Annotated in this window: 17 protein-coding genes, 1 tRNA gene and 1 riboswitch; of the genes, 14 read left to right on the top strand and 4 right to left on the bottom strand. The window is 66.4% G+C overall.

The window, feature by feature from the left end:
• The first annotated feature begins 16 nt into the window (after positions 1–16).
• From ACEN9K_RS04360 to ACEN9K_RS04390, 7 genes are all read left to right on the top strand, one after another.
• Positions 17–1,366 (top strand): mannitol dehydrogenase family protein, encoded by a 1,350-nt coding sequence (locus tag ACEN9K_RS04360; RefSeq protein WP_261377428.1) that lies wholly within the window; start codon positions 17–19, stop codon positions 1,364–1,366.
• Between the two features lie 198 nt (positions 1,367–1,564).
• On the top strand, positions 1,565–2,953 hold the full coding sequence (gene uidB / locus ACEN9K_RS04365; RefSeq protein ID WP_495635235.1) for a glucuronide transporter: 1,389 nt from the start codon (positions 1,565–1,567) through the stop codon (positions 2,951–2,953).
• Positions 2,954–3,018: 65 nt separating this feature from the next.
• Entirely contained in the window at positions 3,019–4,248 is a 1,230-nt protein-coding gene (gene manD, locus ACEN9K_RS04370) for a D-mannonate dehydratase ManD (RefSeq protein WP_223993805.1), read from the top strand.
• Between the two features lie 28 nt (positions 4,249–4,276).
• Positions 4,277–6,556, top strand: coding sequence for a gluconokinase, GntK/IdnK-type (locus ACEN9K_RS04375; RefSeq protein WP_495635236.1), 2,280 nt, complete (start codon positions 4,277–4,279; stop codon positions 6,554–6,556).
• Between the two features lie 263 nt (positions 6,557–6,819).
• Positions 6,820–7,569: an SRPBCC family protein gene (locus ACEN9K_RS04380; RefSeq protein ID WP_223993808.1), complete on the top strand. Its 750-nt coding sequence runs from the start codon at positions 6,820–6,822 to the stop codon at positions 7,567–7,569.
• 64 nt (positions 7,570–7,633) lie between these two features.
• Positions 7,634–8,155 (top strand): GNAT family N-acetyltransferase, encoded by a 522-nt coding sequence (locus ACEN9K_RS04385; RefSeq protein WP_495635237.1) that lies wholly within the window; start codon positions 7,634–7,636, stop codon positions 8,153–8,155.
• A gap of 176 nt (positions 8,156–8,331) precedes the next feature.
• Positions 8,332–9,366, top strand: coding sequence for a zinc-binding dehydrogenase (locus ACEN9K_RS04390; RefSeq protein ID WP_056392115.1), 1,035 nt, complete (start codon positions 8,332–8,334; stop codon positions 9,364–9,366).
• 89 nt (positions 9,367–9,455) lie between these two features.
• On the opposite strand, the gene ACEN9K_RS04395 is transcribed toward ACEN9K_RS04390, so the two are convergent.
• Positions 9,456–9,545: transfer RNA gene (locus tag ACEN9K_RS04395), tRNA-Ser, on the bottom strand.
• A gap of 150 nt (positions 9,546–9,695) precedes the next feature.
• On the opposite strand from ACEN9K_RS04395, the gene ACEN9K_RS04400 reads away from it, so the two are divergent.
• From ACEN9K_RS04400 to ACEN9K_RS04415, 4 genes are all read left to right on the top strand, one after another.
• Positions 9,696–11,147 carry an HNH endonuclease signature motif containing protein gene (locus ACEN9K_RS04400; RefSeq protein WP_495635238.1) on the top strand — a complete coding sequence of 484 codons (1,452 nt, stop codon included), beginning with the start codon at positions 9,696–9,698 and terminating at the stop codon, positions 11,145–11,147.
• A 193-nt stretch (positions 11,148–11,340) separates the two neighbouring features.
• The gene (locus ACEN9K_RS04405) at positions 11,341–12,381 is read left to right on the top strand and encodes a zinc-dependent alcohol dehydrogenase (RefSeq protein ID WP_056389314.1); all 1,041 of its coding nucleotides are present in this window, start codon (positions 11,341–11,343) and stop codon (positions 12,379–12,381) included.
• A 2-nt stretch (positions 12,382–12,383) separates the two neighbouring features.
• Positions 12,384–12,779, top strand: a complete 396-nt coding sequence (locus ACEN9K_RS04410; protein WP_018771245.1) for a 6-pyruvoyl trahydropterin synthase family protein — start codon at positions 12,384–12,386, stop codon at positions 12,777–12,779.
• A 2-nt stretch (positions 12,780–12,781) separates the two neighbouring features.
• On the top strand, positions 12,782–13,885 hold the full coding sequence (locus ACEN9K_RS04415) for a glycosyltransferase family 4 protein (RefSeq protein ID WP_495635239.1): 1,104 nt from the start codon (positions 12,782–12,784) through the stop codon (positions 13,883–13,885).
• Here the strand turns inward: ACEN9K_RS04415 and tadA are convergent.
• Complete coding sequence (gene tadA, locus ACEN9K_RS04420) at positions 13,882–14,388, bottom strand: tRNA adenosine(34) deaminase TadA (RefSeq protein ID WP_144600265.1); 507 nt, start codon at positions 14,386–14,388, stop codon at positions 13,882–13,884. The two genes, ACEN9K_RS04415 and tadA, sit on opposite strands and share 4 nt — an antisense overlap.
• Positions 14,389–14,443: 55 nt before the next feature.
• Between tadA and ACEN9K_RS04425 the strand changes: the two genes are divergently transcribed.
• The 3 genes from ACEN9K_RS04425 (at position 14,444) to ACEN9K_RS04435 (ending at position 16,382) form a co-directional block, all read left to right on the top strand.
• Complete coding sequence (locus ACEN9K_RS04425; protein WP_043425400.1) at positions 14,444–15,247, top strand: phosphatase PAP2 family protein; 804 nt, start codon at positions 14,444–14,446, stop codon at positions 15,245–15,247.
• Between the two features lie 12 nt (positions 15,248–15,259).
• The gene (gene upp, locus ACEN9K_RS04430) at positions 15,260–15,895 is read left to right on the top strand and encodes a uracil phosphoribosyltransferase (protein ID WP_495635240.1); all 636 of its coding nucleotides are present in this window, start codon (positions 15,260–15,262) and stop codon (positions 15,893–15,895) included.
• A gap of 61 nt (positions 15,896–15,956) precedes the next feature.
• A complete protein-coding gene (locus ACEN9K_RS04435; RefSeq protein ID WP_056389305.1) occupies positions 15,957–16,382 on the top strand; it encodes a VOC family protein in 426 nt (141 codons plus the stop codon).
• 86 nt (positions 16,383–16,468) lie between these two features.
• Here the strand turns inward: ACEN9K_RS04435 and ACEN9K_RS04440 are convergent, their stop codons facing one another.
• Together ACEN9K_RS04440 and ACEN9K_RS04445 are read right to left on the bottom strand one after the other, a co-directional pair.
• Positions 16,469–17,182 (bottom strand): aggregation-promoting factor C-terminal-like domain-containing protein, encoded by a 714-nt coding sequence (locus ACEN9K_RS04440; RefSeq protein ID WP_018771239.1) that lies wholly within the window; start codon positions 17,180–17,182, stop codon positions 16,469–16,471.
• A 5-nt stretch (positions 17,183–17,187) separates the two neighbouring features.
• Positions 17,188–17,348: riboswitch (cyclic di-AMP (ydaO/yuaA leader) on the bottom strand.
• A 208-nt stretch (positions 17,349–17,556) separates the two neighbouring features.
• Positions 17,557–19,620 carry an ArnT family glycosyltransferase gene (locus ACEN9K_RS04445; protein ID WP_495635241.1) on the bottom strand — a complete coding sequence of 688 codons (2,064 nt, stop codon included), beginning with the start codon at positions 19,618–19,620 and terminating at the stop codon, positions 17,557–17,559.
• Positions 19,621–19,622 lie beyond the last annotated feature (2 nt).

Below are 19,622 nucleotides of genomic sequence, written 5' to 3' on the forward strand. Positions count from 1 at the left end.
CCGGACGCTCCGTCAGGTGCCCAAGGCGCCGGTCCGCATTGTCCACCTGGGGCTGGGCGCCTTCCACCGTTCGCACCAGGCCTGGTACACCCAACAGGCATCAGATTCCGCCGGTTGGGGGATCGCCGCCTTCACTGGCCGCCGGCCGGATGCGGCCCTTGCCCTGGCTGAACAGGATGGTCTCTACACGCTGGTGGAACGCGCAGACGAGGGCGACTCCTTTACTGTCATGGGCAGCATCGTGGAGGCCCTGGACGGTGCGGACATCGAGCGGCTTGCCGCCCTCGTGGCTGCACCGGAGACCGCCCTGGTTACGCTGACCATCACCGAGGCCGCCTACGGGTTGGGTGCGGACGGCAAGCTGGACACCAAGGCGCCCGACGTCGCCGCCGACCTTGCGCTGCTGGGTTCTGGCAGCGGACGGCCCACCACGCCGTTGGGACGGCTGGTGCTTGCGCTCGCCGCCCGCCGGGATGCCGGTTCCGGGCCGATCGCGATTGTCTGCTGCGACAACCTGTCCAACAACGGCACGGTGGCACGGCAGGCAGTGGCGGGGTTTGCCGGGGCCTGGGATTCCGAATTCGCCGCGTGGGTCACGGGCAATGTCAGCTTCGTGAGCACATCCGTGGACCGGATCACGCCCAGGACCACGGAAGGGGACCTCGCCGCCGTCCGGGAAGCCTGCGGTTACGTGGACAATTCCCCGGTGGTGGCTGAACCCTTTTCAAGCTGGGTGCTCAGCGGGGACTTCCCCGCGGGCCGCCCGCGATGGGAGGACGCAGGTGCCCTGTTCGTCCAGGACATCGAACCCTACGAGAACCGGAAACTGTGGCTGCTGAACGGCGCACACTCACTGCTGGCTTATGCGGGCCAGTTGCGGGGCCATGCGACCGTCGCGGAGGCATTGGCCGACCCCTGGTGCAGGCGGGCAGTGGAGGCTTTCTGGGACGAAGCAGAAACGAACCTTGCCGGCCCCGCCGACCTGCGGATACCCGAGTACCGGCAGGCTCTCCTGGCCCGTTTCAGCAACGCGAGGATCGCCCATAACCTGGCCCAGATCGCCATGGACGGTAGTACCAAACTTCGGATGCGCGCTGTCCCGGTGCTGCAGGCTGAACGCGCCGCCGGACGGTCCGGTGCCGCGGCGGCGCTGATGATTGCCGTGTGGATGGACTACAGTGCCACCGCCTCCCCGTTCCAGGACCCTCTGGAGCAGGCCGTGACAGCCGCCAACCGGCTGCCAGGCACTGAGCGAACCAAGGCGCTGCTGGCAGTTGTCGATCCTGCCTTGGCAGGGGATGCCGGTGTGGTGGGACTGGTGGAAAGCCTGTGCGGCACCGCTGCCGGGCGTTCCGCTTCCGAATAATCATGAGTCAAATCTGCCCGGCACGTGCGCGTGCCGGGCAGATTTTGTGTGAAACGAAATTATGGCAATTTTTGGCAACCGGTTGCCACTGGGTTTGCCGTTTCGTTAGTATTACTGCCGGAGCAACACCCGGCGCGCCCACGCGGCCCGCACTTCTTCTCTTGGCCACCACCGCAATGACGCGTTAGGACTCTCAAAATGAACAGTCTGACCAAGCTCAGCATCCTCGGCTATGGCGCGGGGGATCTTGCCAACAATCTTGCATTCACCCTCTCCACCACCTACCTCCTGCTGTACTACACGGACGTCGCCGGTATCTCAGCGGCGGCAGCAGGCACCCTCTTCCTCCTGGTGCGCGTCTTTGATGCTTTTGCGGACATCTTCGCGGGCCGGATCGTTGACCGCACCTTCCACAGGAAGCTGGGCAAGTTCCGCCCCTTCATCCTCTTCGGTGGCCTTCCCCTGCTGATCATGAGTGCCCTGACCTTCTCCGTCCCGGCGGACTGGAGCCATGACGGCAAGCTTGCGTATGCCTACCTGACCTACGCCGGCCTGGGCCTGGCATACTCCATGGTCAATATCCCGTACGGCTCGCTGGCCGGCGCCATGACGCAGCAGCCGGCGGAGCGTGCCAAACTGGGCGCTGCCCGCTCCTGCGGTTCACTCGTTGTGGGTTCCGGCCTGCTGTTCTTCATCACGCCGCTCACCAAACAGGGTGCCGCGCAGCTGCAGCCACTCTTCACCACGCTGACCATTGCCTTCGTAGTGGTGGGCATGGCGCTCTACCTGCTGACCGTCTTCACTACCCGGGAAGTGGTCCACCGCGAGGTTCCCAAGGTGACCTTCAAGCAGTCCCTGGCCACCCTGAAGGGCAACCGTCCACTGCTCATGCTCTGCATTTCATCCCTGCTGATGCTTACCGCCAGCACGGGGCTGTCCACCATCCAGGTCTACTACCTGCGGGACGTGCTGCAGAATGTCAGCCTTGCCCAGCCCATGGCCGTCATCAACGTGGTCCTGGCCGTGGTGGTCATCGTGCTCACGCCGGCCATGGTCCGGCGCTGGGGGAAGAAGGCCCTGTACCTGGCAGCCGGAGGCCTGGTGGTGCTCGGTTCGCTGGTGGTCATGCTGGCCCCGCACTCGTTGACCTACCTGGCCTTTACCGGGCTCGTCATCAGCCTCCTGGGCGTGCAGATGATGAACATCGTGGTGTGGGCACTGGAGGCGGACACTGTGGAGTATGGCGAAGCACGTACGGGTGTCCGAACCGAAGGCATCATCTACTCCCTCTTCTCCTTCACCCGGAAGATGGGCCAGGCGCTGGGCGGAGCCGTCATGGCCTACGCCATTGCCAGCGCCGGCTACGTCCGGTCGGACAGCGGCCAAAGCGAGGCCACCATCCAAGGGCTGCAGCTTGCCGCAGGACTGGTGCCCCTGGTCCTCTGTGGGCTGGGCATGGCCATCATGAAGTTCTACAGGCTCACTGACACTGCCCACGCGGAAATCGTCGCCGAGATCAAAGCCCGCCAGGCTGTAGCCGCCGCCGGTACAAGCCGGCAGGCCGCCACCCACGCGGAACTCCACTAACCACCGAAAACACTCCTCCACGCCACAACGCCCCCTCCGACCGACCGTCTCCGAAAGGACCAGCTGTGAAAATCATTGCCGCGGAAGTGTTCGTTACCAGCCCCACCCGAAACTTCGTGACCCTCCGGATCACCACGGACGAGGGCGTGACGGGCATTGGCGACGCCACCCTGAACGGCCGCGAGCTCGCCGTCGCCGCCTACCTGAAGGAACACGTGGCGCAGTTGCTCATTGGCAAGGATCCGCACCGGATTGAGGATACGTGGCAGTTCCTGTACCGGAGTGCGTATTGGCGGCGGGGTCCAGTGACGATGGCGGCGATCGCTGCGGTGGATATGGCGTTGTGGGATATCAAGGGCAAGGTGGCCGGGTTGCCGGTGTACCAGTTGCTGGGTGGTGCGTCGCGGAACGGGTTGCGGGCGTATGGGCATGCTTCGGGTGCGGATATTGAGTCGTTGTTTGATTCGGTGCGGGAGCATCTGGAGTTGGGGTACAAGTCGATCCGGATCCAGACGGCGATCCCGGGGATCAAGGCCGTTTATGGGGTTGCGGCGCAGGCGCAGGCGTCGGGGGAGCGGTATGACTATGAGCCGGCCGGGCGGGGTGCGTTCCCGCAGGAGGAGGACTGGGATACCCGGGCGTATCTGCGGCACCTGCCCACGGTCTTCGAGGCGGTCCGGAACGAGTTCGGCCCGGAGATCCCGTTGCTGCATGACGGGCATCACCGGATGACGCCGATCCAGGCGGCGAAGCTGGGCAAGGCGCTGGAGCCGTATGACTTGTTCTGGCTGGAGGACTGCACGCCGGCGGAGAACCAGGAGGGGCTGCGCCTGGTGCGGCAGCACACCACCACGCCGTTGGCGATCGGGGAGATCTTCAATACGGTGTTTGACTTCCAGACGCTGATCAAGGAGCAGTTGATTGATTATGTGCGGGCGGCGTCCACGCACTTCGGTGGGATCAGCCCGTTGAAGAAGGTGATGGATTTCGCGGCGCAGTACCAGATCAAGTCCGGTTTCCACGGTCCGACCGATATATCCCCGGTGGGGTTCGCGGCGCAACTGCACGTGGGGTTGGCGATCCACAACTACGGGATCCAGGAGTACATGCAGCACTCGGCCAAGACCAACGAGGTCTTCGAGCAGTCCATGACGTTTGTGGATGGGTACCTGCACCCGGGCGACAAGCCGGGCATCGGCGTCGAATTCAACGAAGAAGCCGCCGCGGCCTACCCCTACCAGCAGGCCTACCTGCCCTACAACCGCCTCGTCGACGGCACCGTCCACGACTGGTAAGACCGCCACGACTGGCAAGGACCAAACAATGATCAAACATCGCATTATCGTCATGGGCGTCTCCGGCTGCGGCAAGACCACCATCGGTGACCTCGTCGCCCGCGAACTGGGCGTCCCGTTCGTTGACGGCGATTCCCTCCACCCCGTGGAGAACGTCGCGAAAATGGCTGCGGGCACACCGCTGACGGACGAGGACCGCTGGCCATGGCTCGCAACGGTGGGCAGCAAGCTGGCGGCTGCGGGCGACGGTGGGCTGGTCCTGGCGTGTTCTGCCCTGCGCCGAAGCTACCGGGACGCCATCCGGGAACAGGCCCCGGACACCGTCTTCCTGCACCTGGACGGCCGCAAGGAGGTTCTGAAGGCGCGGACCGAGGGACGGACCGGGCACTTCATGCCTCCGGCGCTGCTGGAATCCCAACTCGCCACACTGGAACCTCTGCAGGAAGACGAGCGCGGCGTGGTGGTTGACATCGCCGTACCCGTTCAGGACGTGGTGGCGGAGGCACTCAAGGGGATTGCCGCCGTCGTACCTCCTGCCAAGGGGGCCGCGGGCACCAGGCCGCGCCAGTTCGACGTCGACCTTGCGGCAGCGCCATTCATGCTCGACGCCGGCGCGATCGCCTGGGTGGAAGGCACCATTGGTGCCATGACGCTCGAGGAAAAGATCGGGCAGCTGTTCATCAACCACAACAACGACTACTCGCCCGGATACCTCGACGGGGTGCTGGAAAACTACCACGTGGGCGGCATGCGGTACCGGCCCGGCCCGTCCGCCGCCGTCCAGGAACATATCCGCTACGCGCAGTCCAAGTCCCGGATTCCCTTGCTGATTGCCTCCAACCCGGAGATGGGCGGGGCCGGCAGCTGCGACGACGGCACGTTCGTATCCACGCACCTGCAGGCAGGCTCGCACCCGGACAGGAACATCGCCCGGCAGATGGGGCAGGTGGCAGGCGTGGAGACGGCTGCCCTGGGCTGCAATTGGGCCTTCGCGCCGATCGTGGACATCCACTACAACTGGCGGAACACCGTCATTTCCACACGGTCCTTCGGCAATACGCCGGAGGTGGTGGTGGAGCGCGCCAAGGAGTACTTCGACGGCATCAGCGAATCACCCACTGCCTGCGCCATGAAGCACTTCCCGGGCGACGGCATCGACGAGCGGGACCAGCACGTGGTCACGTCCTACAACACCCTCGGGTACGAGGAATGGAACCGGACCTATGGGCACGTGTACCGGGAAATGATTGCGCACGGCGTGCAGTCCATCATGGTGGGCCACATTGGGGCGCCGGAGGTCTCGCGGCATTTCCGGCCGGGTCTTCCTGATGCCGGGATCCTGCCGGCCACGTTGTCCCCGGAACTGCTGCAGGACCTGCTGCGCGGCGAACTGGGCTTCAATGGCCTGGTCCTCACCGACGCCTCGCAGATGGTGGGCCTGACGCAGGCGATGAAGCGGAAGGACCTGGTTCCGGCAACGATTGCGGCCGGCTGCGACATGTTCCTGTTCTTCCGAAACCCCGCCGAGGACTTCCAGTACATGCTGGACGGATACAAGTCCGGGGTCATCACCGAGCAGCGGCTGCACGACGCCCTGCGGCGGATCCTCGGACTGAAGGCATCCTTGGGGCTGCACCTGAAATCCGCTGACCAGTTGGTGCCGCCGGCCGAGGCGCTGGCCGTGATCGGCAGTCAGGCGCACCGGGCGATTGCGGCCGAGATCGCCGACAAGACCGTCACACTGGTCAAGGACACGGCAGGGAACCTGCCCATCACCCCCGGGACTCATCCGCGGATCCGGTTGTACGGCATTTCCGGCGGTGCCGACTTCACGCGGGCAGATCCGCTGGCCTACCTGGACGTGGTGAAGGAGGAACTGGAGGCCGCCGGCTTCGAAGTGTTCTTGTACCGGACGGCTGAACAGCGCGAGGCGGCGGGGGAGACCGGGGTGAACTTCATGTCCGTCATCTCCGAGGAAGCCACCGGGGACTACGCGGCAAAGTACGACGCCGCGTTTGTCTTTGCCAACGTCAAGGGCTTCGCCCAGGAGGCCGCCATCCGGATCAAGTGGTCCTCGCCGATGGCCGCGGAGATCCCGTGGTACGTCACGGAGGTGCCCACGGTGTTCGTGTCCCTCAACCAGCCGAACCACCTGATTGACGTGCCCATGGTGAAGACGGCAATCCACGCGCATGCCGGGACTCGGGAAGCCATCCGTGCCGCGGTAGAGAAGATCCAGGGCAAGTCCGCGTTCCAGGGAACGTTCAACGAGAACGTATTTTGCGGGTCGTTCGACACCCGGCTTTGAGCAGGTACTGAAGAAGGAGGCGCCGCCGCAACAGCGGTGGCGCCTCCTTCATGCCCGGAAGGCCAGGGCTGGGTTCCGGAGACCGCCACGTTCTTCGCACTGCCTGATGACTTCTTGATGGGTGGTTGCCAGGCAGTTGCCTGCCTGGGACGTCAGTCGTTGCAGGGCGGCCGCAAGGGGGGCCTTGGACTCTGTGGCGGCCAGATGATGGTTTGTAGGCTGCAAGGCATCGCGGAACCACCTCAACCAAAGGGAGGCGTGCCATGAGCAGCACGGCGTCGGATGTCCTGGCCTTCATTCGGCCGAAGACAGGCACGAATCATTCATCCACCCCTTCCCGCCGCCGGCTTTCCGGATTCCTTGGTGCTGCGGCCGCTGCCGGGTTTCTCACGCACGCCCTCGTGCCGCGTGCCCTGGGGACATGGGGAACCACGGAGCCCGAAAGAACAATGCCCCTTCCGGGGGACGAATTGATTCCCGATCCCGAGGACATCCAGACCATGGCGGTCACTGTCTCCGCCCGTCCCGACCAGGTGTGGCCCTGGATAGTGCAAATGGGTGTGGACCGGGCGGGGCTGTATTCCTACACGGCGATGGAGAACGGATTGCTGCACCTGGGTGTTACGAACGCGGACCGCATTCATCCGGAGTGGCAGGACCTGCAGGTGGGGGACATCATCGCCTTCACGCCGGAAGGTTACCCGGGCGGCCGGCGCGGGCCGCGCGTGGTGGAGTTGGAGGAGGGCCGACACCTTGTTCTGGACTCAAGCCCTGGTGCCCCGCCCGGAAAAGTGACAGGAACCTGGCAGTTCGTCCTCCACGATGCAGGTGCTGCCGGTACCAGGCTGCTGCTCAGGACGCGCACGGGCCCGGGACGCCCTGCCGGGCTTCGTGTGACGGACTTCCTTCTTCGACCCGGCTACCTGGTCATGGACCGCGCCATGCTCCTGGGCATCAAAAAGCGCGTCGAGACGGAAGCGCAGGGGCGTCCGCCGTTGTCGACCCCGCAGTGACGCCGTCCTGGACGTGGGCGCCTATATGGGCTCGGCGTAGTGTGAAGCAGTGGACTTTTCCTGTGTGATTGCCGAAGGTGTTGTGCTCCGTCCCGTCCGGGCGTCGGACGCAGAGGCGCTGGCAGCGGCGTTTCAGGAGAACCGGTCATATCTCGCCCCGTGGGAGCCTGTCCGGCCCGAGGAGTTCTACACCGTCCAGGGCCAGCGGGACGTGGTTGAGCGGCGGCTTGTTGAACTCGATTCGGGCACGGCACTTCCCATGGTGCTGGCACAACATGACGGTATCGTCGGGCTGCTGACCCTCAGCTCAATCGTGCGTGGCGCATTCCAGAACGCGCACGTTGGTTACTGGATTTCCCGCACAGCCCAAGGAAAAGGGCTTATGACGGCGGCAGTAGCGGCGGCCGTCAATATTTCACACGCTGCATTGGGACTTCACCGACTCGAGGCAGCAACCCTGGTGCACAACACGGCGTCGCAAAGAGTGCTGGAAAAGAATGGCTTCGTGGCTTACGGAACGGCCCCCGACTACCTCCGGATAGCCGGCAGGTGGCAGGACCACCGGATGTATCAGCGGATTCTCTAATCCTGCGGAGACCGGCAGTGACGCCAATGCTCCCGGCAGCATCCGTGGCTGGCCAGCATGTGCGGCTTCGCGGCAGGACACAGGGGAGGGTTTTCGATGCACCATCGCCGCGTGCGAAGATGTCGCCGGACTCCCGGCTGAACAGGACGGGACGAATTCGATGCCTGGAGGACACTATGCGCGCGATTGTCATGAACAGCATTGCCGGGCCGCTGGCGGTTCACGAGGTCGACGCCCCGGAGGCGCCTGCCGGCGGTGTGGTGATCACCGTCGTGGCCACCGGATTATGCCGCAGTGACTGGCACGCATGGGTAGGCCACGACGACATCGCTCTGCCGCACGTTCCAGGCCATGAGTTCGCCGGCGTTGTGGCCGTGGTTGGTTCGGGTGTGACCAGATGGACGGTTGGCGACCGCGTGACCGCACCCTTTGTGGAAGGCTGCGGCGCCTGCGAATGGTGCCTCGGCGGCAACGCGCAGGTCTGCCCGGAGCAGCAGCAGCCAGGCTTCACCCATTGGGGTTCCTTTGCCGAGCAAGTTGTGATCCATGCGGCCGACACCAACCTCGTGGCAATTCCCGAAGGGGTCAGCTTCGAAGCAGCGGCCAGCCTGGGATGCCGCTTCGCCACTGCCTACCGGGCGCTCACGGGCCGGGCCCGGCTTGCGGCCGATGAGTGGGTCACCATCGTCGGGGCAGGCGGTGTGGGGCTCAGCGCCGTCATGGTTGCGAAGGCGCTCGGCGGAAAGGTTGTGGCTGTCGACCGGAACCCCGCCGCCCTGGAGGTGGCCGCTTCCCTCGGCGCAGACCACGTATTGGTCGCGGACGGCTCGGACATCCCCGCACAGGTGCATGCGATCACGGGAGGATCCCATGTCTCCATTGATGCTGTCGGCAGCGAGCAGACGTGCGCCGACGCGCTCCTGAGCCTTCGTCGCCGTGGACGGCATGTCCAGATCGGCCTCCTCCCGCCCATAGAGGGTCACCCCCGCGTGCCTATGGCGCGCGTTATTGCCTGGGAACTGGATGTGTTCGGAAGCCACGGGATGGCTGCGGCCGACTACCCGCAGATGCTCGCCCTCATCGAGTCGGGGTCACTGGAACCGCAGAAGCTCATCGAACGCGTTATCGGGCTGACCGAGGCCGCTGACATGCTCCCGCAGTTCGACACTGTTAAGGTCGCGGGCATGACGATGATCGATCCCGCGCGCTGACGCTTTGGCCGCTGAGGACATATGGCCCGGGGAAAGCAAAAGGCCCTGGTTTCCTTGATGTACAAGGGAGCCCAGGGCCTTTTCCTATATGGCGGTGACGGTGGGATTTGAACCCACGTTGGCTTTTACACCAAACAACATTTCGAGTGTTGCACCTTCGGCCGCTCGGACACGTCACCAACCTCAATAGGGTACCGGAGCAAGGCCTGCATCCCCAAAACGGACGCACAGTGGGTGCCTATTGCGGGTTTCATCCAACCCAGCGCTGCCTGGGGGATGGGCGTTGGAGCAGGATCATAATTGTCGGACCCCCTTGCCATGATGGGTTTATGGGGAAAGCGGCGGTGGTGAGGGCGTTCGAGGAGATTCGTGCTGCCCTTGCTGTGCTTCAGGCTGAGGTGGATGGGGCGGGTCTGGAGGCGTTCGCGGATGCTGATGCGTTTTCTGATCCGCTGGCCGGTTTGGCGGATGGGTGCCTGGAGATTCTTGCCGGGGCCCGGGAGGTGGAGGCGCGGGTTGCGGGGGTGAAGGCGAAGGCTGCGGTGGCGTACGCGGAGGCTGCGCATGCTGTGGCGGGCCCGGACGCGCCGGTGGTGGCGCAGGAGATGGCGGTCGCGGCGGAGATCGGGTGCGTGCTGGCGTTGGGTCCGCGGGCGGCGGCGTCGTTCCTGGCCACTTCCCACGCCCTGACCAGCAGCTTGCCGCGGACTTTGGAGGCGTTGCAGTCCGGGACCCTGTCATGGCAGCACGCGGTAGTGCTGGCCGACGAAACGGCGAGCCTTGATGCGGTGGGGGCGGCGGCGTTGGAGGCGCATTTCCTGGACCCTGAAGCACAGGACGCCGCCCGCGGCTGCCCTGCCGGGGAGCTGCCGGCGCACCGGTTCCGGGTCAAGGCCCGGACCTGGCGGGAACGCCACCACGCCGAATCGATCGAGAAGCGGCACGCCAGGGGTGTGGCGGAGCGGCGGGTGGAGTTCCGGCCGGACCGGGACGGGATGGCGTGGCTGGGCGCGTACCTGCCCGCGGACCAGGCCCAGGCTGGATGGAACCGGCTCACCGCTGCCGCACGGGGCTTGCAGGGGCCGGGCGAGGACAGGACCATGCCCCAGCTGCGGGCCGACAGTTTCACCGCAGCCATCCTCGGCAGCGGCAACACCCGGGGCGGCAGCACCAGCAGGAGCGGGACCAGCGCCGCATCGGGAACTGGCCACCAGCCGTCGCCGGTCCGCGCCGAGGTGCTGGTTACGGTTCCGGTGTTCGCGCTGATGGGTTTGACCGATGAGCCGGCGATGCTGGACGGGTATGGTCCGGTGCCGGCGTCGATGGCGCGGCGACTGGTCGCGGACGGGGCGGGCTCGTTTTACCGGGTGTTGGTGGATCCCCGGGACGGGGCGCCGTTGGAGATTGGCCGGAAGAGTTACCGGGTTCCCAGGGCGATGCGGGCCTGGCTGCGGATGCGGGACGGGAAATGCCCGTTCCCGGGCTGCAGCAACACCTCCCTGGACACGGAGGCCGACCATCTCCTCGCCTGGCACCACGGCGGCACCACCGGAATCAGCAACCTGGGACAGCCCTGCCCGAAGCACCACCGGCTCCGGCACACCACCGCCTGGAAACCCACCCCGGCCAGCACGAACGAACCACCCGGCTGGACCTCACCCACCGGCCGCCACTACACAAGCGAACACCAGGACTGGGAACCACCAACGTGGCCACCCGGGTTCCTGCCCGGCGAACGAAGCCTCCTCGAAGAGGCACTGCTTAAACACCTCGGCGTCTAAGCCGAAGCTGCTGCACTGCCGCGTCTTCAGTCCGGTCCGCCCGCACAAGTTGCGGCAGGTCCACGTCCCGGCGCCACCCTCCGCACCCGCCCCGCCTTGATGCCGGCACGGACGCCGCCGCGCGGCACCAAACCCCGCCATCCGCCGTCGGACTTTCCCCGCCACCGCGCATCCGGTTAGATTCATCAGCAAGATGACAAATTCACAGACTCCGATCCACGCAACCGCTTACTGGACCACCGCCAAGGAACACGGCGAGCTCAGGGCCGAAGAAGTGCCCGCGCCGGGGCCGGGCGAAGCTTTGGTGCGTGCCCTGTACTCCGGCATCAGCAAGGGCACCGAAATGGTGGTCCACGCCGGAGCCGTGCCGCCACGTGTCGCGGAAGAGATGCGTGCCCCACGCCAGGAGGGAACGTTCCCAGGGCCGGTGAAATTCGGCTACCTCTCGGTGGGAGTCGTGGAGGAAGGTCCTGAGGAGTGGAAGGGCCGGCGCGTCTTTTGCCTGAATCCGCATCAGGACCTCTATGTGGTGCCGGTGACCTCTCTAACCAGGGTTCCCGACAGCGTTCCATCCCGGCGGGCGGTCCTCACCGGCACGGTGGAAACCGCAGTCAACGCCCTGTGGGAAGCCGGGCCTCGGCTGGGCGACCGGATTGCCGTTGTCGGAGCCGGCCTGGTGGGCGGCATGGTGGCTACGCTGCTGCGCACCTTCCCGTTGCAGCGCCTGCAGTTGGTGGACCTCGATCCGGGCAGGAAAAAGCTCGCGGACACCCTGGGCGTGGACTTCGCCCACCCCGATGACGCCCTGGCGGACTGCGACATCGTGTTCCACTGCTCGGCCTCGCAGGAAGGCCTGGAGCGCAGCCTGCAGCTCGCCGGCGATGAAGGCGAAATCATCGAAATGTCCTGGTATGCCAACCGTGAGGTCACTGTGCCGCTGGGGGAGGACTTCCACGCCCGGCGGCTGTCCATCAGGGCGAGCCAGGTGGGCATGGTGGCGCGTTCCCGGCGCCACAGGCGCACCAATGCGGACCGCCTGGACCTGGCCGTATCGCTGCTAAAGGACCCCGTCTTCGACGCGTTCCTGACGGGATCGTCCCGGTTCGAGGACCTGCCTGGCGTGGTCCAGAGCCTGGCGGACGGCAGCCTGGAAGCCCTGTGCCACGTCGTCGAATACCCTGCCGGCAGTCCCGCGCCCAGCCCAGCCACCCACACCCCCAAAGACTTGAGGTAACAATGTTCAGCCTGACCATCCGCCGCCACTTCATGATTGCCCACAGCCTTCCCCGTGAGGCTTTCGGCCCCGCCCAGGGCCTGCACGGTGCAACCTTCGTCGCCGAGGTGGCCTTCCGCCGTCGCGCCCTGAATGCCGACGCGATCGTCCTGGACATCGGCGCCGCCGGGACCATCATCGAGGAGGTGCTCGCCGGCCTGAACTACCGCAACCTGGACGAGCACCCGGACTTCGAGGGCAAGCTCAGCACTACGGAAGCCCTCGCCGAGTACATCGCCCGGAAGGTGGCCGCAGAGATCAAGGACAACGACGACGGCCGTGAGCTCGCAGGACTGGAGGTCACCCTGCGCGAGAATCCTGACGCCTGGGCCACCTTTTCCCTGGACCTCACCGCGTAGCCATGCGTCCCATCCGGCTGCTGGTTCCCGGCAATATCCGCCACAGCTCAGGCGGCAACGTCTACAACGCGCGCCTGGTTGCGGGCCTGCAGGTACGGGGCGCGGAGGTGGAGGTGGTTGCCGTGGAGGGCAACTGGCCGGACGCCGGCGCCAAGGAACGACGCCGGCTGGGCACCCTCCTCGGAGCATGGGAACCTGAGGCACACCACGGGGACGCGGTGGCCATCGTGGACGGCCTGGTGGCGGTAGGTGCCCCGGATGAACTCGAATACGCCGCGAAGGCGGGCGGGGAAACGTGGGTCCTGGTGCATATGCCCGTTGAGGAAAGCTCCGGGGCTGCGGCCCTGGAACGCGAAGCGAGAGCCCTCCGTGCGGCAACCGGCGTGATCTGCACCAGCACGTCGTCTGCATCCCTCCTCCTGGAAAGGGGGCTTTCCCGGGTCACCGTTGTCCTTCCCGGCGTCAACCCCGCACCCCTGGCCCAGGGATCCAGGCCGCCGCACGTGGCGGTTATCGCCGCGCTGCTGCCCAACAAGGACCAGCTGCTGTCCGTGCATGCCCTGGCCCGGATCCAGGACCTTGAGTGGACTGCGTCGTTCGTGGGCTCCGAGCAGGCGGACCCGGACTACGCACGGGAGGTCCGGGCTGCCATTACTGCCCACGGGCTCCAGCGGCGGGTGCAGCTCACCGGCGAGCTCATTGGCGAAGCCCTGGAGGCCGAATGGGCGCGGACGGACCTGACCCTGCTGGTGTCGCGGCTGGAGGCTTTCGGTATGGCCGTCACCGAATCCCTGGCCCACGGCATTCCTGTTCTGGTCCGTGCCGGGACCGGGGCGGTGGAGGCGCTTGGCATGGGCGGGCTGGGAACGGCCGACGGCGAACCCCGCCTTCCGGGGGCAGTGCTTACCCTTCCAGACGGCGGACAGGAGAGTCCCGGCCGCCTGGCCAATGCACTGCGGGGTTGGCTGGTGGATGGAAAGACCCAGGAAAAATGGCGTTCAGCTGCGCTCGATGCGCGGACCAGGCTGCCGGGATGGAGCGAACCAGCGCAGGACGTGCTGGCCCTCCTGGAGGGACCCGGCGGACACGGGGAGCGGCAGGGCTAGAGGCTGCTCCGGTGGGCGGCGAAAAATTCGCGCAGCAGTAAAGCGCACTCTTCCCCGCGGACCCCGGGATACACCTCAACCCAGTGGTTCAGCCGGCGCTCGCGGAGGATATCGAATACCGATCCCGCAGCGCCGGCCTTCTCATCCCAGGCCCCGAACACAACCCGGGGAATCCTCGCCAGGACGATTGCGCCCGCACACATGGCGCAGGGTTCCAGGGTGACCACCAGCGTGCAGTCGGACAAGCGCCACCCGTCGCCCTGGCCGCCGCCGAGCCGTGCCCGTTCCTGCAGCCGTCCGGCCGCCTCCCTGATGGCCACCACCTCGGCGTGGGCTGTGGGGTCGCCCAGCTCCTCCCGCTGGTTGCGTCCCGAACCCAGAACGTCGCCGTCGGGCCCTATCACTACGGCGCCGATGGGCACGTCCTCCGTGTCGAGCGCACGGCGGGCCTCCGCCAGGGCAAGGCCCATCCAGGCCTCGTGTTTCTTTTCGGGCAAGGGCATGGCTCAATGATAGTTTCGGGGTTAGTCAGGTTACTTGCCGATGCCGGGAGGCACCATGGACACTCTTCGGGACCGATTGGGTATTTGGTTCAAACCCTATGCGGCGTTGATCCTCACCATCCTTGTGGGCGGTGTGGTCATCGTGTCCCTGGCGCTGCTTGGGGCAGAGGTCTACGACGATGTGGTGGACTCCGCTGGCCTGGCCAACCTGGACAAGCCTGCCCTTGCCTTTGCCGAAGGCCTCCGCAGCCCCGGCCTTGACTCCTTTGTCACCGGTTTCACCAACATCGGCGGCGGCATCGGGATGCCCATCCTGGCCAGCATCCTCACCGCGTGGTTGACCTTCCTGAGCCGGAACTGGCGTCCGCTGGTCCTGATCGGCGGTGCAGCGGCAGCGTCCGTCACCGCCACCACGTTCGGCAAGAAGCTGGTGGGCCGTACCCGGCCCGACCATGCGGACGCCGTCCCCCCTTACGAGGATTCGCCATCCTTCCCCAGCGGGCACACCCTGAACACCACCGTGGTGATCAGTCTGGTGATCTACCTCATCTGCCTTCAGTTCCACACCATGCGGGTCCGGGTTACCGCCATCACCGCCGGCTCGATCTTCATCATCGCCATGGGCCTGAGCCGGGTCTTCCTGGGCCACCACTGGCTCACGGACGTTATGGCCGGCTGGATCCTGGGCCTGGCCTGGGTGGCAATCGTTATCCTGGCCCACCGGCTGTTCCACCTGGTCCGAAGGCGCGAGCACGCAGGGGCAGCGCCGTCGTTCGACCGTCCCATCGTCCGGGACGTGGTGGCCGAGGAACTGCACGACGGCGAACACTCCGGACGCGGGAAGGGCAGCGCCGAGTGATAGTTTTGGGGGATGCGCACTCTCGTTGTTGACCACCCCCTGGTCGCCCACAAGCTCACTGTCCTGAGGGACAAGAACACGCCGTCGCCGGTCTTCCGCCAGCTGACGGAAGAGCTGGTGACCCTGCTGGCCTACGAAGCCACTCGGGAGGTCCGCACCGAGCCCGTCACCATCGAGACGCCCGTCAGCACCACCGTCGGCACCGCCTTCACCAAGCCCACCCCGCTGGTGGTTCCCATCCTGCGCGCCGGCCTGGGAATGCTGGAAGGCATGACCAAGCTGGTTCCCACCGCTGAAGTGGGTTTCCTGGGCATGGCCCGGGACGAGGAGACAATGGACATCATCACCTACGCGGAGCGCCTGCCGGAGGACCTCACCGGCCGCCAGGTTTTCGTCCTGGACCCCATGCTGGCCACGGGCGGAACCCTGCGCGAAGCCATCAAGTTCCTGTTCAAGCGCGGCGCTTCCGACGTCACCTGCATCTGCCTGCTGGCCGCCCCCGAGGGCCTGGCGCGGCTGGAGGAGGAACTGTCAGGGGCCAACGTGCACATCGTCCTGGCCTCCATCGACGAGAAGCTCAACGAGAAGTCCTACATTGTCCCCGGGCTGGGCGACGCCGGCGACCGCCTCTACGGCATCGCCGGGTAGCACTTCGGCCCTGTTTGAACGGGCTCTTTCCCAACGGGTGTCCCGCCGCTAGCCTGTGCAGATGGACTGGAAACTCGAGCTTGTCTTTGTCCCCGTATCCGACGTTGACCGTGCCAAGGACTTCTACGTCAACAAAGTGGGCTTTAACGCCGACTACGACGAGCGGCCGTCGGACTCCATCCGCTTTGTGCAGTTGACGCCGCCGGGCTCGGCCTGCTCCATCTGCATCGGCGAAGGACTCGTCGACGCCCCGCCCGGCACGGGCTCCAACCTGCAGATGGTGGTCGACGACATCAATGCGGCGCATGACCAGCTCAAGAGCAACGGCGTGGATGTCAGCGATGTGGACGTCCAGGACTGGGGCCACTTCGTGTACTTCGCCGATCCGGACGGAAACAAGTGGGCTGTCCAGTACATCCCGTGGCGGAACGCCGGGCAGGGCGCTGGCGGGAACACCGGACAGGACGCCGGACCGGGCGCTGGTTAACCAAAGCGGCGGGCCGCATCATGATGATGCGGCCCGCCGCTTTGGTGCAGTTCCCCCGGCATCGCTGCCGCCGGGGGGAGGAGTGCCTAGTACCAGTTGTGGGCCAGGTGGAAGTTCAGGGCACCACAGGGCGACTGGTAGCTCTTCTTGATGTAGTCCAGGCCCCAATTGATCTGCGTGCGGTAGTTGGTGAGGTAGTCCGCGCCGGCGCTTGCCATCTTCTCAGCGGGCAGGGACTGGACGATGCCGTATGCCCCGCTGCTGGAATTGGTGGCCGTGGTGGTCCAGTCGGACTCCTTGGTCCACAGCGTCTGCAGGCACTGCATCTGGTCCGGTCCCCAGCCAAACGCCCCCAGCTGGCTGGCGGCGTACGCTTGGGCGCCTGCAGGATCGTTAACCGCGACGGCGCGAGCCGGCTCAGGTGCGGGGGCGGGCTCAGGCGCCGGGGCCGGGGCAGGCGCTGCGGGTGCTGCCGGTGCCGCTGCGGGGGCCGGTTCCGCTGCCTGCGGTGCCACGCTGATGGCAGCGGGCGCGGGGCTTGCTGCCGGGTTGGAGCGGATCTCGCTCTTCTCGATGCTCATTTGAGCGTCGGACGCTGACGTGGAAGGGTTGGACGCGGTGGATGACACCGGAGTCATGCTGCTGGTGGCCTGTCCTGCCGCGCCTACCCCCACCAGCACCGCGCACGATGCTGCAAGGACGGCGGCGCGCTGGCCCAGGGTGGTCTTCTTGGCCTGCTGCGCGGCCCTGTGTTTAGCCTTGGCCTGCAGCAGGCGTGCTTCTGCCGTGTTTTTGGACATGATTGATCGCCTCTCACACCTGCGGAGTTAGCTGTCGGGTTCGGATGAGGGCATCCGGCCGTACGGAAAGATCACGTACTGGCTTAACCCCAAGGGCATTCAATGCCCGGGACGGTGGGTCCCCCGCCTCTGCCGTAGCTCAATCGGAATCCGGGGAAGCGGCAGAGCTTGGCGTCGACCCGGGATATGCGGGCCCGAACGGGGGCCGCACCCAATCGACGCTACAGGAAGTGCACGCGAAAGTCACATTTAGGTAACGGAAGTCACGATCCTCAGCGCGTTGATTTGCCGGATTCCCCGTTCGTAACCTCGGTCCCATTGGGGTATGGCCGCCCCATTTCATGAGCGCAGCGCGCCGACCGTTACAGTTCCCGTTACCCAGCCAACAGGTAGACGGTGGTGCCGCCAATGCTCTGCGCCGTGAAGTTGTTCGCCACCCACTGGGCGATCTGGGCGGCAGCGTCCGAACCGGTACTGGCCCGGATGGTTCCGCCTGTGATGAAGTAGTGGATCTTTCCCTGGGACACCAGATCCTGGAACTCCGCCAAGGTAGGGGCGGGATCTGTGCCGTTGAACCCACCCACCGCCATGACCGGCAGTTCCGTTGCCAACTGGTAACCGGCAGCGTTGTTCGAACCCACCACTGCCGCTGCCCAGGTGTAGCCTGAGGCGCCATTCCTGAGTGCTGCCACGAGTTCCGCGGACGGCGTTGGGGCGCCCAAGAGGCCTCCCAAGGCTCCGCCTCCGCGACCACTTGCAGCAGCGGTTCCGCCGGGAAGTGTTCCTCCGGGCGCGCCCTGCTGGCGGGCCGTGTTTCCCTGGGTTGCTGGCTGCCTGGTGCTGCCTGTCCCGGTCCCGCCAAGGCCGGTCCGGCCAGGGCCCGTCCCGCCAGGGCCGAAGCCCGACGACGGCCCGGCACTGACTATCGCCCCGCTGTGCGTTGTCGACGCCGTGGAAAGGGAGTACGCCAGCGGCCCGGTGAGCGACGCCGCAATGGCGAGCGCCGCCGTCGTCCGCTGCACGGCACGCCAGCGCAGGAACCTGCCGAACGCCACGCCCGCTGCGGCCGCCAAGCCTCCGGAAAGGACCAGCCAACGCAGCCCCGCGCCGTAGGCGGACGTGGTGCCAAGCAGCTGGAAGGCCATCAGGGCGGCCGCGGCCACCGCTGCGGCCAGCAGGAGTGCGGCGGGTGGCTGCTGCCGGTGCTGCCACAGGAGGACCGTGCCCAGCCCCGCAAGCCCGGCGATCCCCGGCGCCAGCGCCACGGCGTAGTAAGGGTGGATGATGCCCGCCATGAAGCTGAAGACCAGGCCCGTCACCAGCACCCACAAGCCCCAGATGATGACGGCGGTGCGGACCGCATCCGTCCGCGGTGCCCGCCGGCCCAACCACAGCAGGCCCGCCGCAAGGATCAGGGCGGACGGCAGCAGCCACGCGATCTGGCCGCCGAACTCGCTGTTGAACATCCGGAGCAGCCCGGGATCTCCCCAGCCGTTGCCGCCGCCCACACTGCCGGTCTCGTCGCCCGTCAGCCGGCCCAGCCCGTTGTAACCCAGCGTGAGCTCCAGGATGGAGTTGTTTTGCGATCCGCCGATGTAGGGACGCAGGCCGGCCGGCGTCAGCTCCACCGCCAGGAGCCACCACCCGGCAGAGGCCACCATGGCCGCTCCCGCCGCGGCCAGCCGGAGCAGGCGCCGCGGGAGCCTGTGCGGGCCTGCCAGCGCGTAGGCGATGGCGAATCCCGGAACCACCAGCAGGACCTGCAGCTGCTTGGCCAGGAAGCCGAAGCCCAGGAACACTCCGGCCAGCAGGAGCCAGCGCAACCGGTCCTCCTGGACTGCACGGAGGACCGCGTAGGCGGCTGCCGTCATGAGCAGCACCAGCAGGGCGTCCGGGTTGTTGAAGCGGAACATCAGCGTGGCAACGGGGGTGAGGGCCAGGACGGCCGCGGCGATCAGTCCTGCGCGGTGCGCCAGCCGTGGATCGGCCGTGGCAGGCGCCGCGGCCCGCCGTACGGCCAGGTAGAGCAGCCAGGCGGTGCCGACGCCCATCAGCGCCTGGGGGACCAGGATGCTCCAGGAACTGAGGCCGAAGATCCGGACGGACAACCCCATGACCCACAACGACGCCGGCGGCTTGTCCACCGTGATGGCGTTGGCGGCGTCGGAGGAGCCGAAAAACCAGGCCGCCCAGTCCTGCGATCCGGCCTGGGCCGCGGCGGAATAGAACGCGTTGGCCCAGCCGGATGCTCCAAGGTTCCACAAGTACAGCACGGCGGTCCCGGCCAGCACCGCTGCCAGTTCCAGCCGCCGCCGGAGCGCCCGCGGGTCCGGCCGGAAGCGGGCCGGGACAGGATGATGCGCGGCGGCAGGAGCGCCGGCAGGGTGTCCGGTGTGGACCGACGCAGTGTGGACGGACGCTGGGTAATGGCTGGCCATTG

Source organism: Pseudarthrobacter sp. Pseusp20 (assembly GCF_059492155.1).